General features: G+C 68.3%; 17 protein-coding genes. 9 read left to right on the top strand and 8 right to left on the bottom strand.

Annotated elements, in window-relative coordinates; genetic code table 11:
* The first annotated feature begins 21 nt into the window (after positions 1-21).
* The 3 genes from KXD96_RS03045 to KXD96_RS03055 are packed head-to-tail and all read left to right on the top strand — an operon-like array spanning position 22 to position 3,489.
* Positions 22-1,233, top strand: a complete 1,212-nt coding sequence (locus KXD96_RS03045; protein WP_260742836.1) for an acyl-CoA dehydrogenase family protein — start codon at positions 22-24, stop codon at positions 1,231-1,233.
* Positions 1,234-1,284: 51 nt separating this feature from the next.
* Positions 1,285-2,502 carry a GNAT family N-acetyltransferase gene (locus tag KXD96_RS03050; protein ID WP_260742837.1) on the top strand — a complete coding sequence of 406 codons (1,218 nt, stop codon included), beginning with the start codon at positions 1,285-1,287 and terminating at the stop codon, positions 2,500-2,502.
* Positions 2,503-2,523: 21 nt separating this feature from the next.
* On the top strand, positions 2,524-3,489 hold the full coding sequence (locus KXD96_RS03055) for an FAD-binding oxidoreductase (RefSeq protein ID WP_260742838.1): 966 nt from the start codon (positions 2,524-2,526) through the stop codon (positions 3,487-3,489).
* On the opposite strand, the gene KXD96_RS03060 is transcribed toward KXD96_RS03055, so the two are convergent.
* Positions 3,474-3,608: a hypothetical protein gene (locus tag KXD96_RS03060; protein ID WP_260745595.1), complete on the bottom strand. Its 135-nt coding sequence runs from the start codon at positions 3,606-3,608 to the stop codon at positions 3,474-3,476. The two genes, KXD96_RS03055 and KXD96_RS03060, sit on opposite strands and share 16 nt — an antisense overlap.
* Positions 3,609-3,843: 235 nt before the next feature.
* The gene (locus KXD96_RS03070) at positions 3,844-4,125 is read right to left on the bottom strand and encodes a hypothetical protein (protein ID WP_260742840.1); all 282 of its coding nucleotides are present in this window, start codon (positions 4,123-4,125) and stop codon (positions 3,844-3,846) included.
* A 233-nt stretch (positions 4,126-4,358) separates the two neighbouring features.
* On the opposite strand from KXD96_RS03070, the gene KXD96_RS03075 reads away from it, so the two are divergent.
* Positions 4,359-5,549, top strand: a complete 1,191-nt coding sequence (locus KXD96_RS03075; RefSeq protein WP_396878686.1) for an MFS transporter — start codon at positions 4,359-4,361, stop codon at positions 5,547-5,549.
* Positions 5,550-5,736: 187 nt separating this feature from the next.
* On the opposite strand, the gene KXD96_RS03080 is transcribed toward KXD96_RS03075, so the two are convergent.
* Both KXD96_RS03080 and KXD96_RS03085 read right to left on the bottom strand, forming a co-directional pair.
* Entirely contained in the window at positions 5,737-6,774 is a 1,038-nt protein-coding gene (locus tag KXD96_RS03080; RefSeq protein ID WP_260742843.1) for an LLM class F420-dependent oxidoreductase, read from the bottom strand.
* 12 nt (positions 6,775-6,786) lie between these two features.
* Positions 6,787-7,209 (bottom strand): nuclear transport factor 2 family protein, encoded by a 423-nt coding sequence (locus tag KXD96_RS03085; RefSeq protein ID WP_260742844.1) that lies wholly within the window; start codon positions 7,207-7,209, stop codon positions 6,787-6,789.
* 116 nt (positions 7,210-7,325) lie between these two features.
* Between KXD96_RS03085 and KXD96_RS03090 the strand changes: the two genes are divergently transcribed.
* The gene (locus tag KXD96_RS03090; protein WP_260742845.1) at positions 7,326-7,895 is read left to right on the top strand and encodes a PadR family transcriptional regulator; all 570 of its coding nucleotides are present in this window, start codon (positions 7,326-7,328) and stop codon (positions 7,893-7,895) included.
* A 10-nt stretch (positions 7,896-7,905) separates the two neighbouring features.
* Here the strand turns inward: KXD96_RS03090 and KXD96_RS03095 are convergent, their stop codons facing one another.
* Positions 7,906-8,625: a CoA pyrophosphatase gene (locus KXD96_RS03095; RefSeq protein ID WP_260742847.1), complete on the bottom strand. Its 720-nt coding sequence runs from the start codon at positions 8,623-8,625 to the stop codon at positions 7,906-7,908.
* A 101-nt stretch (positions 8,626-8,726) separates the two neighbouring features.
* On the opposite strand from KXD96_RS03095, the gene KXD96_RS03100 reads away from it, so the two are divergent.
* From KXD96_RS03100 to KXD96_RS03110, 3 genes are read left to right on the top strand one after another with little or no spacing between them, the layout of a single operon-like run.
* Entirely contained in the window at positions 8,727-9,770 is a 1,044-nt protein-coding gene (locus tag KXD96_RS03100) for an amidohydrolase family protein (RefSeq protein WP_260742849.1), read from the top strand.
* A gap of 34 nt (positions 9,771-9,804) precedes the next feature.
* On the top strand, positions 9,805-10,695 hold the full coding sequence (locus KXD96_RS03105; protein ID WP_260742851.1) for an SCO6745 family protein: 891 nt from the start codon (positions 9,805-9,807) through the stop codon (positions 10,693-10,695).
* Between the two features lie 42 nt (positions 10,696-10,737).
* Complete coding sequence (locus KXD96_RS03110) at positions 10,738-11,028, top strand: YdeI/OmpD-associated family protein (RefSeq protein WP_260742852.1); 291 nt, start codon at positions 10,738-10,740, stop codon at positions 11,026-11,028.
* Here KXD96_RS03110 and KXD96_RS03115 read toward each other — a convergent pair.
* The 3 genes from KXD96_RS03115 to KXD96_RS03125 all read right to left on the bottom strand — a co-directional run bounded on the left by KXD96_RS03115 (position 11,007) and on the right by KXD96_RS03125 (position 12,969).
* Positions 11,007-11,360, bottom strand: coding sequence for a VOC family protein (locus KXD96_RS03115; protein WP_260742853.1), 354 nt, complete (start codon positions 11,358-11,360; stop codon positions 11,007-11,009). The two genes, KXD96_RS03110 and KXD96_RS03115, sit on opposite strands and share 22 nt — an antisense overlap.
* A gap of 97 nt (positions 11,361-11,457) precedes the next feature.
* The gene (locus KXD96_RS03120) at positions 11,458-11,940 is read right to left on the bottom strand and encodes a hypothetical protein (RefSeq protein ID WP_260742858.1); all 483 of its coding nucleotides are present in this window, start codon (positions 11,938-11,940) and stop codon (positions 11,458-11,460) included.
* Positions 11,941-12,084: 144 nt separating this feature from the next.
* Positions 12,085-12,969 (bottom strand): cyclopropane mycolic acid synthase family methyltransferase, encoded by an 885-nt coding sequence (locus KXD96_RS03125; protein WP_260745182.1) that lies wholly within the window; start codon positions 12,967-12,969, stop codon positions 12,085-12,087.
* 182 nt (positions 12,970-13,151) lie between these two features.
* On the opposite strand from KXD96_RS03125, the gene KXD96_RS03130 reads away from it, so the two are divergent.
* Complete coding sequence (locus KXD96_RS03130) at positions 13,152-13,733, top strand: hemerythrin domain-containing protein (protein ID WP_260742859.1); 582 nt, start codon at positions 13,152-13,154, stop codon at positions 13,731-13,733.
* Positions 13,734-13,874 lie beyond the last annotated feature (141 nt).

Raw genomic sequence — 13,874 nt, forward strand, 5'->3', positions numbered from 1 at the left:
ACAATATTCAGGAGTGAAGCCGTGACTTTCTCACTGCAACTGACCGACGACGTGATCGAGGTGCGCGACTGGGTGCACAAGTTCGCCGCCGACGTCATCCGCCCCGCCGCCTCGGAATGGGACGAACGGGAGGAGACCCCGTGGCCGGTGATCGCCGAGGCCGCGAAGGTGGGGCTGTACTCTCCCGACTTCTTCGCGCAGCAGGCCGCCGAGCCTACGGGCCTGGGCATGCTCATCGCGTTCGAGGAGACGTTCTGGGGCGACGCCGGCATCGCGCTGTCCATCATGGGCACCGGCCTGGCCGCAGCGGCCTTGGCGGGCAACGGAACTCCCGAACAGCTGGGCCGCTGGCTGCCCGAGATGTTCGGCACGGCCGACGAGCCGAAGCTGGGGGCGTTCTGCTCGTCCGAGCCCGACGCCGGGTCGGACGTCGGGGCCATCCGCACCCGCGCGCGCTACGACGAGGCCACCGGGGAGTGGGTGCTCAACGGCACCAAGACGTGGGCGACCAACGGCGGCATCGCCAACGTGCACATCGTGGTGGCGTCGGTCTACCCCGAACTCGGCACCCGCGGCCAGGCCACGTTCGTCGTCCCCGCGGGGGTCAACGGTCTGGCGCAGGGCCAGAAGTTCAAGAAGCACGGGATACGGGCGTCCCACACCGCCGAGGTGGTGCTGGACAACGTCCGCCTGCCCGAGGACCACATCCTGGGCGGCCGGGAGAAGTTCGAGGCGCGGATCGCCCGCGTCAAATCGGGAGCCTCCGCGCGCAGCCAGGCGGCGATGAAGACCTTCGAGCGCACCCGGCCCACGGTCGGGGCGATGGCCGTCGGTGTGGCCCGGGCCGCCTACGAGTACGCCCTCGACTACGCCTGCCAGCGTGAGCAATTCGGCCGCAAGATCGGCGAATTCCAGGCGGTGGCGTTCAAGCTGGCGGACATGAGGAGCCGCATCGATGCCGCCCGCCTGTTGGTGTGGCGGGCCGGCTGGATGGCGCGTAACAACCAATCCTTCGACGCCGCAGAGGGGTCGATGGCCAAACTGGTCGCCAGCGAGACCGCCGTCTACGTCACCGACGAGGCGATCCAGATCCTGGGCGGCAACGGTTACACCCGCGACTATCCGGTGGAGCGGATGCACCGCGACGCCAAGATCTTCACCATCTTCGAGGGCACCAGCGAGATCCAGCGCCTGGTCATCTCGCGGGCGCTGACCGGCTTGCAGATTCGTTAGCGGCAGCATCCCGCGGTCCATGCCGCGGCGGGCACGAGACATGATGGCCGGATGAGCACCGACATCCGGGTCCTCGACAGCGAGCATGAACTGCTCGCCGCGGCCAACGTGTTTCGCGTCGCCATGATCGGCTTCCCGCCGTTGCCGGACCTGCCACCCGGCCAGATCACCAAGCTGCTCGAGCCCGGCCGTACCGTCGGGGCGTTCGTCGACGGGCAACTCGTCGGCACCGCGGACGCCGTGACGAGCCGACTGACGCTCCCGGGCGGCGCCATGGTGGGGCACGCCGCCGTCACGCATATCGGGGTGCTGCCGTCGTTCACCCGGCGGGGCATCGCCACGCAACTGGTCCGTCATCAGTTCGCCGACATCGCCGCCCGCGGTGAGGTGGTCGCATCGCTACGCGCGTCGGAGGCGACGATCTACGGGCGGTACGGCTATGGCGTGGCCAGTTCTTCGCAGACGGTCGAGGTGCACACCGCGCGGGCGGCGCTGCGTCGCGGCGTGGGCACCGGCGGTCCGGTGCGGTTGATCGACGCGGCGCAAGCCTGGGAGCTGCTGCCCCACATCTACGCCGAGCATCGTCCGGCGCGTCCGGGAACCATCGACCGGCCCGACATGTGGTGGCAGGGCCTGCGGCTGCGCGTCGAGTCATCGCCCCAGCCTTCATATGTCGCGGTGCACGGCGACCCGGGATCCGAGTCGGGATTCGCCCGCTACCGCCCGATCGACACCGAAAGATGGTTCGTCAGCGACCAGCGCACCATCGCGGTGGAGGACTTCTTCGCGCCCACCGCGGAAGCCTACCTCGGACTGTTGCGGTTTCTGTTGGGGCTCGATCTCATTGACCGCGTGGTGTTTTGGATGCTGCCGGCCGACGACCCGCTGCCCTGGCTGCTCGCCGATCGTCGGGCCGCGCGGGTCACCGCGGTGCACGACGAAACGTGGCTGCGCGTCATCGACGTGCCGCGGGCGCTCGCAGCGCGCCGCTACGGCGGTGACGGAGTCGTCACCATCGCGGTCAAAGACGATATGTTGCAGGGTAATTCGGGCCACTTCACCGTCACCGGCGGCGGTGCGGAACCGACCGAGCGCCCCGCGCAACTCGAGGTCGACGTCGAGGGGCTGGCGGCCGTGCTGCTCGGGGGCACGACCTGGCGCGACCTCTGGGTCGCCGGGCTGGCGCGGGCAGCCGACGCGTCGGCGATCGCGGTGGCCGATCGGCTGTTCGCCGTGCCGGACGCGCCACACGCGGGGTTCTTCTTCTAGTCGCGCGGGTATGCGGGTCCGGTGATCGTCATCGTCGGCGCAGGGGTGTGCGGGTTGGCCGCCGCCTATGAGCTGGCGCGCCGCGGGGAGCACGCGATCGTGCTGGAGCGCGGGCGGCCGTTCGGCCAACAGTCCACAGGGTTGGCGCGCATCTTCCGGATCGCGCATCGGCGCCCCGCCCTATGTGGGCTCGCGTTGCGGGCCCGCGCCGGGTGGCGGCGCTGGGAGAACGAACTCGGCGCGGGCCGACTGCTGGGCTCGGAGGGGTTCATCACCGCCGGCGCCTGCGCCGCGACCGCGGCGGCGATGACGGAGGCAGGCGCGTCGTTCCGCTGGGTGGACCGGGCCGAAATCGCCGGGCGGATCCCGTTCGTCGTCCCGCCGTGGGCGTCCGGTGTGCTGGACCCGCTCGGTGGCAGCCTGCGCATCCGTCGGGCACTGTCCGCGTTGGCGCGTCTGGTCGACGTCCGGCGCGCCGACGTCGTGTCGGTTGCCGACGACGGCGGGGTGACCCTGGCGGACGGCACCGCGCTGCGGGGCGACCGCGTGCTGATCTGCGCCGGTGCCGAGTCGCCGGCGCTGTTTGGTCCCCTCGCCGTCGACTTCGGCCCGCACACGCGGTTCACCTACGCGGGGGCCGACGCGACCGGCGCGGCGTGCCTTTCGGTGCCCGAGGGCTACGGCTTGCCGCTCGGCAGCACGGGCCGTTGGGCGTTCGGTCAGGAGGTACCGGACCCCGAGATGGTGCGCGCGTTGTTTCCCGCGCTCGTCCCGGTCGGCCGGGTGGACTGCGTGACGGCGCGGGCGCCGTGGCTCGACCCGGGCGGGGACGGCTGGACCGTGGCGCGGCGGGGTCGCCTCGTCGCGTTCGTCGGGAGCAACCTGATGAAGTTCGGTCCGCTCCTCGGCGAGCTCCTCGCCCGGGCCGCGCTGGAGGACGAGCTGCCCGACGAGCTGACCGAAATCCCAATTCACTTCAGCGAGTAGCGGATCGGCAGGTGCTGGAGGCCGCCGACGAAGGTCTTGACCCTAGGCCCACGCGGTGGTGTCCCGGAATACTCCGGCGGCTTGGTCGCGGTCTCGCCGTTCGTATGGAATGTGTTCAAGAGCTGACGCTACGGCGAACGGTCGCGCCACGACTTCACCAGGCCGCGCCCCGGACCCGTTGCGAACGAACGGCTTTCGAATTGCATTACCCACACACGGTGGAGCGCATGCGCGCCGAGGCGCAGGCCGGCCGGCGTGAACTCGCCAGTGCGACGGCCGATTCGGGTGGCGCAGCACGGCCCCCGATAGCCGAGACATTCGCTTCTGCACCGGCTGCACCGCCGGCGATGACCGTCAGCCGTGCGGCGCCTCGGAGATCTTGGTGTCGGGCTTGCCCAGCGTCTGGCAATACGTCAACGCCGACAGCCGGGTGGCCGAGATCTCGGCATTGGACGGGTCAGTGCCGTTCTTGTCCTTCAGCATCTTGCTGACCTCATCGTTCTGCTTCTTCTCATCCTGCGCGGTGAAGTCCTTGCACTTGGTGTCGCCGCCGGTGTTGATGACCTGTGAGGCCGAACACGCGCTGGACAGCAGCACGGCCATCGCGAACGTGGCGGCCACGATTTGCTTCATCATTTGCCTTCCTGGAGCCGAGTCGTGGTATCAGTACACCAAATCGACCGATTTGAAACCCCCGCACGCGATTTGCACGTCGACCCCCCCGTTTGCCCCGCGTGCATTCCGCGGCCAAATGGGAATAACTGCCTCGTCCACATCGTCGTTTAGGCTTCGTCGCGCCTAGCTCCAAGGGCTCCAAGGGGAGGAAACGTTCCGTGCCGTGGTCCAACGGGTCAACTCCGCAGTCGGCACTGGCCACGCTGGAAGCGGACGATAGTTCGGATCCGGTCCGGGGTGGGTTCGCCGGCGTGCTGGTGCTGCTGCTGTCGGTCGGCTGGGTCGCCAACCATTTCGTCGCGATGATGCCCTTGCTCAGCGTCCGGCAACATCTCAGCCCGGCCACGCTGGACGCGATCTTCGGCATCTACGCGCTGGGGTTGTTGCCGGGTCTGCTCATCGGCGGGCGCGCGTCGGACGCTTTCGGGCGCCGGTCGGTGGCCCTGGCCGGTTCGGCTACCGCGCTGGCCGCAACGGTGGCGATGCTCTGCTCCCAGCAGTACGACGTTTTGCTGTCCGGACGCCTGGTCGTCGGGCTCGGCGTCGGGCTGGCCATGAGTGCCTGCACCGCGTGGGCGTCCGATCTGAAAGGTCCCGCCGGGGCCGCCACCGCCGGAGCGGTCTTGATGGCCGGTTTCGCGATCGGGCCGTTCGCCGGAGCGTTGATCGCCCGCGCCGGGTCGACGGCCGGCATTCGGTTCTCGTTCGGGATCGCGGCCGCCGTCGGCGCCACGGCGATGGCCATCGCGGTCCTCGCGGCGCGGCACACGGGGTCCACCGCGCGGAGAACCCCGCACGTTTGGGAGCCGTCGGCAACCGCGGGACAGGGCGCCGCGCGGGCGCTGGGTTGGGCTATGCCGTTGGCGCCGTGGGTGTTCGCGTCGGCCACGCTCGGGTTCATCGCCATCCCCAGCCGCGTGCACACCGGGCTCGCGGCACCCATGGCCGCCGGCACGGCCACCCTGCTGGTGAACGGCGTCAGCGGGCTGATTCAGGTGCTCGCCCGCGCGCGTCGATGGGGGCCGCAGGCCGGCACCGCCGGTGCGGCGCTGGCCGCGCTCGGCTACGCGGTCACCGCGGTGGCCCCGCCGACCATGTCGCTGGCGCTGGGGCTGCCGCTGTTCCTGGTGCTCGGATGCGCGTCCGGCCTGTGTCTGCGCGAGGGCTTGATCGACCTGGAAGCCGCGGCGCCAAAACGCTCGCGCGGTGCGCTCGTTGGCGCGTTCTACGTCGTGACCTACATCGGCTTCGGCCTGCCACTGATCTTGACGACGGTCGGGTCCGCGGTTTCGACGGCCATCCTCGCCGTGATGGCGGTGCTGGCGTTGCTGGCCGCCGTGAGTCGAGCGGTTCGACTCCGACGGGACGCCCACCGCCCGGGATGACGGCGGCCAGCGGGCGACGGCATGTTTCGCCGGGCACCGCGCGAGTACCAGGAAGGGCTTTCCGCATAATCAGCGCGTGTTGCCGTATCTCGTTCTGGCGGCATGGTTTTCGGTCACGCTGGCCGCGTTGGTGGCGTGCTCCCGTGCGCTGCACCGCTCACCGGCAGAGGCCTAAACGCGCCGGCGTTCAGAGGAGTTCGCGCAGTGTCTCGATCAGCTTGACCCGCTCGGCCGGTGTGGACGCGATGGGTGAGACGTTGAGGGTGGTGACCCCGGATTCGGAGAACGCGGCCACGCGATCCTTGACGAATTCGCGGCTGCCGATCAGGTTCACGTCTCGCACGAGATCGTCGGGCACCACCTTGGCGGCCCCCTCCTTGTCACCGGCCAGGTAGAGCTCTTGGATCCGATCGGCTTGGGGGCCGTAGCCATACTTGGTGGCCAGCGTGTGGTAGAAGTTCTTGCCCTTGGCGCCCATTCCGCCGATGTATAGGGCCAGGTGGGGTTTGACGAATTCCCTTAGCGGCTCCACGTTTTCGCCAATCGCCAACACCGGACCGGCATAGACATCCAGCTCGCCCAGGCTGGGATCCCGCTTGGTCCTCCCAGCAGACAGCGCCTCTCCCCACACCTCCTGCGCCTTCTCGGGCAGGTAGAAGATCGGCTGCCACCCCTCGGCGATCTCGGCGGCCAGCTCCACATTCTTGGGGCCAAGCGCCGCGATCAGAACCGGAATTCGTTCTCGGACCGGCTTATTGATGAGCTTGAGCGGCTTGCCAAGCCCCGTGCCCTGGCCGGCGGGCAGCGGGATGGTGTAGTACTTGCCTTGGTGTTTGAGGGTCTCGCGTCGCCACACCTGCCGGCAGATGTCGATCACTTCGCGGGTCCGGGCGATCGGCGCGTCGTAGGGCACACCGTGGAAGCCCTCGATCACCTGTGGGCCGGAAGCGCCCAGCCCGAGCGTGAACCGGCCGTCGGAGACGTAGTCGAGCCCGGCGGCCGTCATCGCGGTCAACGTGGGCGTTCTGGTGTAGAGCTGCAGGATCCCCGAGGCCAGTCCCACCCGATCGGTGCTGGCGGCCAGGTAGCCGAGCGCGCTCACCGCATCGAACGAATACGCTTCGGGGACAAAGACGATGTCGAGCCCGGCGCGCTCGAGGTCGGCCACTTCGGCGGCCACGTCCTTGAAACCGCCGGCATAGTTGATGCCCAATCCAATTCGCATAGTCGCCCGCCCCTACGCGGTGCCGAACTCGTCGGCCAGTTCCAGTGCCTCGTGCTCGATCCGATCGAACTGGGCGCCCATCGCCTCGGACACTGCCTTGGCGCCCGAGAGCGGCCGGACCATCACCATGAAGTCGTCGATCAGACCGTCGTCGTTGAAGTGCAGGAAATCGCAACCGGTGACCTTGAGCCCCGGCGCCCCCGCTAGCCCGGTCTCGAACACGAACGCGTGGTCACGACCGTTGGCGTCGTGGATTTCACGGACGTAGCGGAAGTCCTCGAAGATGCGCATCGCACCGCGCAGGATCGCCGCGGCGATCGGCTTGCCGATGTAGGGCTTGAACACGACCGGGCTGGTGAACACCACGTCGTCGGCCAGCAGCGCCTGGATGCCCCTTTCGTCGCGTTCTTCGACCGCCTTGCGGAAGGGATGCATCCGACACCTCGCTTATCGTTTCGCCAAGTGCCGTTGACGCTAGGCCGTGCGCACTGGCGTGTCCATAGTGCGATTAGTCACTTTGTTGAATACTCATCTCGTTGTAGCCTTTGCCGATGTCGCTGCGTGATGCGGTCCTGGCCGCCCTTCTCGAGGGCGAATCGTCCGGGTACGACCTTGCCAAAGACTTCGACGCCTCGGTGGCGAACTTCTGGACGGCCACCCCACAGCAGCTGTACCGCGAACTCGACCGGCTCGCTGAGCAAGGGCTGATTCAGGCCCGGGTCGTGCAACAAGAGCGCCGGCCCAACAAGCGGCTGTTCTCGCTGACCGATGCCGGCCGCGACGCCATCCGGGACTTCACCGCACGGGCGCCCAAGCCGTCGGCGATCCGTGACGAACTGCTGGTCAAGGTGCAGGCCGCCGACGCCGGCGACACCCCCGCCGTGCGTGGTTTCATTCTCCAACGCCTGCAGTGGGCGACGGCCAAACTGCAACGCTACGAACGGTTGCGGGCACGTGTGCTCGACGGACGCGGCGAGGAGGAATTTCTGGCCCAGGCCGAGCGAATCGGCCCCTACCTGACGCTGCTGCGGGGAATCGCGTTCGAAGAAGAGAACATTCGATGGGCCGAGCGCGCGCTGGCCGTCATCGAACACCGCCTGTCCGCGCGGGCCGGGGAGTGATGTTCGACCGCTACCTCCAGGCGAAGACCGGTTGCTCCAGCTCGTCGACCGGGTCGGGGCGGCCCTCCAGGCACAACCACCGCAGCTGCAGCAGCACGGCGCCGGTCGGTGCGTGAATCAGGTCATTGCCCAACGGGATTTGCACGACGGGACGTGGGCTCTCCGGGATGGTAATGAATCGCGGCGAATCGTCGCGCTGCAATTGGTGCAAACCCACCCGGTACACCGCCACCACCTCGTCGGGCGCCGGACGGGGATCGAGGCGGCCGCCGCCCCAGATCACCACCGGAGTGATGACGTACCCGGACCGGGTCGGGTAATCGTCCAGCAGGCCAAGCACACTCGAGTCGGGCAGGGCGACGTCGACTTCCTCGCGCAGTTCCCGCAGCGCCGCCCCGACGGCGGTCTCGCCGGCGTCGAGCCGGCCGCCGGGCAGCGCCCACTGCGCCGCGTGCGACGTGAGGCGCGATGCCCTGCGGCACAACAGAAACGCCGCGCCGCCAGACACCCCGACCATCCGGCCGTCGAGGCCGGGCTCCGGCATCGGGCGGTCACCGTTCCACGCGTCCACCGGCGCCGGGTCCACCCGGTCCTCACCGGGGGTCGAGTCGACCAGCACCACGGCGACCGCCGCGTGCCGCTTTGTCGGGTCGCTGACCTCGCGGCGGTCATGGGAAGCCAGATGGCCCCTGATCCGCTCACGCAGCGCCTCGTCATACGGGATGGTCACGGGTTCGAGACTATGCGGGAGCCGGTCCCGCCCCGTGCCGTGTACTCCGCTGAACGCCCGGCGGCCCGGCCTCGTGGGTGTCAATGTATGGGAGGAGAAGGATGAAGGTCATCGGTTTCGAAGAGCACTACAAGCTCCCCGCCATAGCGGAAGAACACCAGAACGTGGGGCTCGACTCGACGACCGAGCTGTTCGAGGAGGCGGGTTACGGCTCCCCCGGAGCGGAAGGGGAATGGCCGCCGGGCATCAACGACCTGGGCGAGGGCCGTGTCGCCGCGATGGACGCCGCGGGCATTGATATGCAGATCCTTTCGCACGCCGTCCCGGGCCCGGAGACGCTGGAACCGGCGGCGGCCGTCGAGCTGGCCCGGCGGGCCAACGACGCGGTGGTGGCCGCGGTCGCCAAGCACCCGGATCGGTTCCGCGGCTTCGCCACCTTGCCGATGCGCGATCCGACCGCGGCCGCCGCCGAGCTCGAGCGCACCGTCCGCGAGCACGGGTTCGTGGGCGCCCTGATCAACGGTCACGTCAACGGAAGCTACCTCGACGACACCTTCTTCTGGCCGGTTTTCGAGTCCGCCGAAACGCTCGGCGTGCCAGTCTTTTTGCATCCCACCGTGCCGCCGCAACCGGTCATCGACGCCTACTACGCCGGCTTCGATCCGAAGATCTCGGCGCGGTTGGCCGCCGCGGGGGTCGGCTGGCACATCGACACCGGGGTGCACTGCCTGCGGCTGATCCTGGGCGGGGTGTTCGACCGGTTCCCGCAGCTGCAGGTCATCGTGGGCCACCACTTCGAGGCGCTGAGCTGGATGGGGTGGCGGACCGACTACTCGTTTCCGCCAGAGGAGACTGGCCTCAAACGCACCGTCAAGGAATACCTCCGGGAGAACTTCTACGGCGGCATCCTGGCCGGTGACTTCTGCACCCAGCAGCCCGGCGGGATGGATCCCAGTTGGAGCTTGTCCTTCAACGCCTACCTGGCGATGGTCAACGTCATCGGCATCGACCGCGTGGTGTTCACCGCCGACTATCCCTACGGCAACATGACGGCCTGCCGGCAGTTTCTCGATCGGATGCCGATCGGCGAAGGCGATCGAGAGAAAATCGCCCACCGCAACGCCGAGCGCCTGCTGAGGCTTTGAGCCGTCGGTCGAATCAGGGTGGTTAACTTCGACCATGCAACGAAAACCTCGTCTGGCGCGGCGCTTCTTCGATCGCTTCGAACCCGTGCACGGGGTGACGTATTTCGCGCCGGAGGCGCGGGCGGCGCTGGACGGGCTGGGTTACCGCGGTTTCTGGATGGGCTATTTCGCCGCGCGGTCGGCGCCGCTGGGCACGGTGCCGCCCGAAGTGGTCACCGCGATCTTCTACAACTTCGCCCCCGAGCGGGTCGCCAAGGCGCTGCCGGCGGCATGGCAGGTCGCCGGTCCCGACGCGGCGTTGCGTGCCCGGCAGCAGTCCGCCGTCGCGGCGCTGCGCCGTTACGGGCTGGATGCGAACGAAAACGTCCGTGTCGCAGCGGAATTGGCAGGGAAGGCGGCCCGGCATGCGCCGCTGGACGGGCGGCCGTTGTTCGCCGCGAACCTGGCACTGCCGTGGCCGGAGGAGCCGCTGGCCGCGCTGTGGCACGCGACCACGCTGTTGCGCGAACACCGCGGCGACGGGCACGTGGCCGTGCTGGCCGCCGCCGGCATCTCGGGCCGGGAGTCCAATGTGTTGCACGCCGCGGCCGGCGGGATTCCGCGCGAGTACATCGCGCGCACCCGTGACTACGACGACGCGGCGTGGCGGCACCACCAGCGGCGGCTGGCCGCGCGGGGACTGCTCGGCGATGATGGCTCCCTGACCACCGCTGGCCGCGAACTGAAGGACCACATCGAAAGGTCCACCGATGCCCTCTCCCTGTCGGCGCTGGACGCGCTCAGCGACGACGAGGTGGAAACGCTTTTCCGCGCACTCACGCCGATCAGTCGTGCCGTCGTCGCCGGCGGTGATGTCCCCGAGGTCACACCGATGGGCTTGCGCCGCGACGAATTGCACGACGACAGCGCGCATTTGCCTTCCTAGCCGCTGCGAGCGACCGGGGAAGCGGCGGGTTAGCCTAGGGCCATGAGCAGCCAGCGGATACCGGGCGGAGTGGTGCACGAGCTTCCCGAGGACCTGCGCGAGTCGCTGATCGGCAACGCCACGGCGCTCGCCGCGTGGACGGACATCACGCCCCTGGCCCGCAACGAGTTCATCTGCTGGGTCGAGGACGCCAAACAGGAGGCGACCCGGCAGCGCCGGATTCGCCGGACGCAGGAGGAACTGGAAGAGGGCAAGCGCCGACCGTGCTGCTGGCCGGGGTGCAAGCACCGCGAGCGCACCGGCAATAGCGCTCAGCGGGCGAGCGGCTTGTAGAAGACCAGGCCGTTGCCCTTGTTGTCGTAGACCACTGCGCGGCGCTCGTGTGCGTCGTCGTACGGGCCTTTGACGATGCCGCCACCGCTGGCTTCCACCGCCTTCGCCGCGGCGTCGACGTCGGCGGTCTTGATGCCGACGACCACCTGGCCGGGGATGGGATGGTCCACGGCGGTCGCCAGCGCGAGCGTGACCGGCCCGCCGTCGAGGGCCGCGAAGTGCGCCCCGTCGCGGAATTTCAGCGACATGCCCAGGGTCTCGCTGTAGAACCGGATCGATTCGTCGAGGTCATCGGTCGACAGGATGATCATCTTTACTTCATGCTCGCTCACGGCGCCTCCTCTGGCTGGATGGCATACAGACTAAGCCGGGTCCGCGCCGAGCAGAAGGCGGGGACCGCCAAGCGGCAGATTGTTGCGCCGGCGGCGATCAGGTGCGGCCGGCCGGAATGATCTGCCCGTCAAGGTAATCCATCGGCGGCCCGTCCCCGCGCCCGAAGTGACGGTCGGCCACCGCCGTGGCCAGGGCGGTGCCGTCCTGAATGGTTCCGATGATGTCCACGTGGTCGTTGACCGTGAAATGCGGAGCGACAGTGGCGGGTTGACCGCCGTGCCCGATCAAGGTCGTGTCCGGGGTAATTAGGTACGTCTGGGTGTATCCGTTGGCGCTGCGCGCGGTGACCGAACCCTCCGCCACGGCGACCACCGTGCCCTCCTGGCGCACCGGCTGCGACGCGGCCGGCGGCTCCTGGGTGGCCTCGACCGTTCGCTTTTCGCCGTGTGGCGCGTTGAGCACCAGGGCCGCACAGGCCGCCGCGCACAGCATCGATGCGGAGATCGCCTCACATACCGCCGTGACGGCCGGCGCTGGCCTTTGCTCCGGCGTGGCCGTCATCCGATGCTTGGCACTCACGATCAATCCTTCCCTGCGGCTTTGCGCGGACGAAGGTCTGCGCGCACCGAATCAGGTTGTTGCTCGTGGTTTTACCCCGGGCGCAGCGCCGATAAACCGCTCCAGGGTTCGGATGCGGCCGGGCGGGTTTGCTGACGGGGTCGTTCAGGCCTTGGTGAGGGTGAATTGCGCGACGTCGGTGTAGCCCTCGCGGAACAGGTCGGCGCAACCGGTCAGGTACTTCATGTACCGGTCGTAGACCTCTTGCGACTGAATCGCGATGGCCTCGTCGCGGCGCGACTCGAGCGCGGCCGCCCAGGTGTCGAGGGTGCGCGCGTAGTGCAGGCGCAGCGGCTGGATGAGTTTGACGCCGAAGCCGGCGCGCGTCGCGTGCTCTTCGACGGTCTTGGCGGCGGGCAGGTCCCCGCCCGGGAAGATCTCGTCCATGATGAATTTCATGAACCGCAGTTTCGTCATGGTGATGGGCAGCCCACGCTCGGCGAACTCCTCGCGGCTGGGCTGGATGATGCTGTGCAGCAGCATCACGCCGTCGGCGGGCAGCGCCTCGTAAGCCATCTTGAAGAAGTCGGGGTACCGGTCGCGCCCGAAGTGCTCGAAGGCGCCGATGGACACGATGCGGTCCACCTGTTCGTCGAACTGCTCCCAGCCCTGCAGCAGCACCCGCTTGCTTCGCGTGCTGGGATGCTGGTCAAGACGTCGCTGCACGTGCGCCTGCTGGTTGCGGCTCAGGGTAAGGCCGACGACGTTGACGTCGTACTGCTCGAGCGCCCGGACGATGGTGGTGCCCCAGCCGCAGCCGATGTCGAGCAGCGTCTGACCCGGTTGCAGGCCGAGCTTGCCAAGCGACAGGTCGACCTTGGCGAGTTGCGCCTCTTCGAGGGTCATGTCGTCGCGCTCGAAGTAGGCGCAGCTGTAGGTCCGCGTCGGGTCCAGGAACAGCGCGAAGAAGTCATCGGACAGGTCATAGTGCGCCTGAACGTCCTCGAAATGCGGTTCCAGGTTTGCGGGCTCGCTGCGGTTTTCCGGCACAAACAACCTCTGAGATTGGTGGGATTCATCGGGCGTGCGATCGTCGTCGATCGGCATACCGGTGCCCCAGTGTATCCGCATGGTTGCGGGCGCCCCGCCGGAGCGTTCACCGGTTGACTGGTCCCGACACGATGGGACACCATGGCCGCGAACCATAGCGGTGAGGGAGGTGGGGCGTCGCGATGGCCGACATCACCATGTTGATCCTCGCCGACCACGAGTGGTTCCGCGAACAGTTCGCCAAGTTGGACTATCTGCAGGCGCAGACGCCGGCCGACGAAACCGCTCTGGCGCGGGTGTGGTGTCCCCTCGCCGACAAGCTGGATGTGCACGCCTACATCGAAGAGAAGATCTTTTACCCGCAGTTGCTGAAGCGGGGCACCGAGGACGCCGAGGGCGAGACGCTGGACGCCATCGGGGATCACAACGACATTCGCGGCGGAGTGCGTGAGGCCAACGCGGCCCGGGTGGGCACCGAACAGTGGTGGGCGGCGGTCGGCCGCACCCGTGAGGCCAACGACGACCATATGGCTGAGGAGGAGCGGGAAGGGCTGTCGGACTTCCGTCGCGCCGCCCCCGTCGGCCTGCGCGAAGCGTTGGGGCTGCAATACAGCGAATTCATGGCCGAGCACCCCACCACCGAGGGATTGCCGATCACCGACCGCGATCCGCAACGCTACGTCGAGGACATCGAGGCCACGCCGAAAGAGTCGTCCGGGCCCACGGATTTTTCGCTTCGCATCGGCAGCCTGAAAGGTCAGTGAGTTCTTGTCGACCTAGACCGGTCGCTACGCTCGGCCACCGGTCGCTGGCGAGGATAGAGCCGGTTGGGAGTGCACTTGTTCCGCCCCTGGGACTTCTGGGTACGCATTTCGTCGATGAATGCGCGACGCCGCCGGAGAACA

The organism is Mycobacterium sp. SMC-2 (assembly GCF_025263485.1).
Lineage (GTDB): Bacteria > Actinomycetota > Actinomycetes > Mycobacteriales > Mycobacteriaceae > Mycobacterium.

Excerpts from the sequence above, each read along its gene's own strand:
- KXD96_RS03050 (WP_260742837.1), top strand. The coding sequence starts at position 1,285 with ATGAGCACCGACATCCGGGTCCTCGACAGCGAGCATGAACTGCTCGCC.
- KXD96_RS03070 (WP_260742840.1), bottom strand. The coding sequence starts at position 4,125 with ATGATGAAGCAAATCGTGGCCGCCACGTTCGCGATGGCCGTGCTGCTG.
- KXD96_RS03080 (WP_260742843.1), bottom strand. The coding sequence starts at position 6,774 with ATGCGAATTGGATTGGGCATCAACTATGCCGGCGGTTTCAAGGACGTG.
- KXD96_RS03085 (WP_260742844.1), bottom strand. The coding sequence starts at position 7,209 with ATGCATCCCTTCCGCAAGGCGGTCGAAGAACGCGACGAAAGGGGCATC.
- KXD96_RS03090 (WP_260742845.1), top strand. The coding sequence starts at position 7,326 with ATGTCGCTGCGTGATGCGGTCCTGGCCGCCCTTCTCGAGGGCGAATCG.
- KXD96_RS03100 (WP_260742849.1), top strand. The coding sequence starts at position 8,727 with ATGAAGGTCATCGGTTTCGAAGAGCACTACAAGCTCCCCGCCATAGCG.
- KXD96_RS03105 (WP_260742851.1), top strand. The coding sequence starts at position 9,805 with ATGCAACGAAAACCTCGTCTGGCGCGGCGCTTCTTCGATCGCTTCGAA.
- KXD96_RS03110 (WP_260742852.1), top strand. The coding sequence starts at position 10,738 with ATGAGCAGCCAGCGGATACCGGGCGGAGTGGTGCACGAGCTTCCCGAG.
- KXD96_RS03130 (WP_260742859.1), top strand. The coding sequence starts at position 13,152 with ATGGCCGACATCACCATGTTGATCCTCGCCGACCACGAGTGGTTCCGC.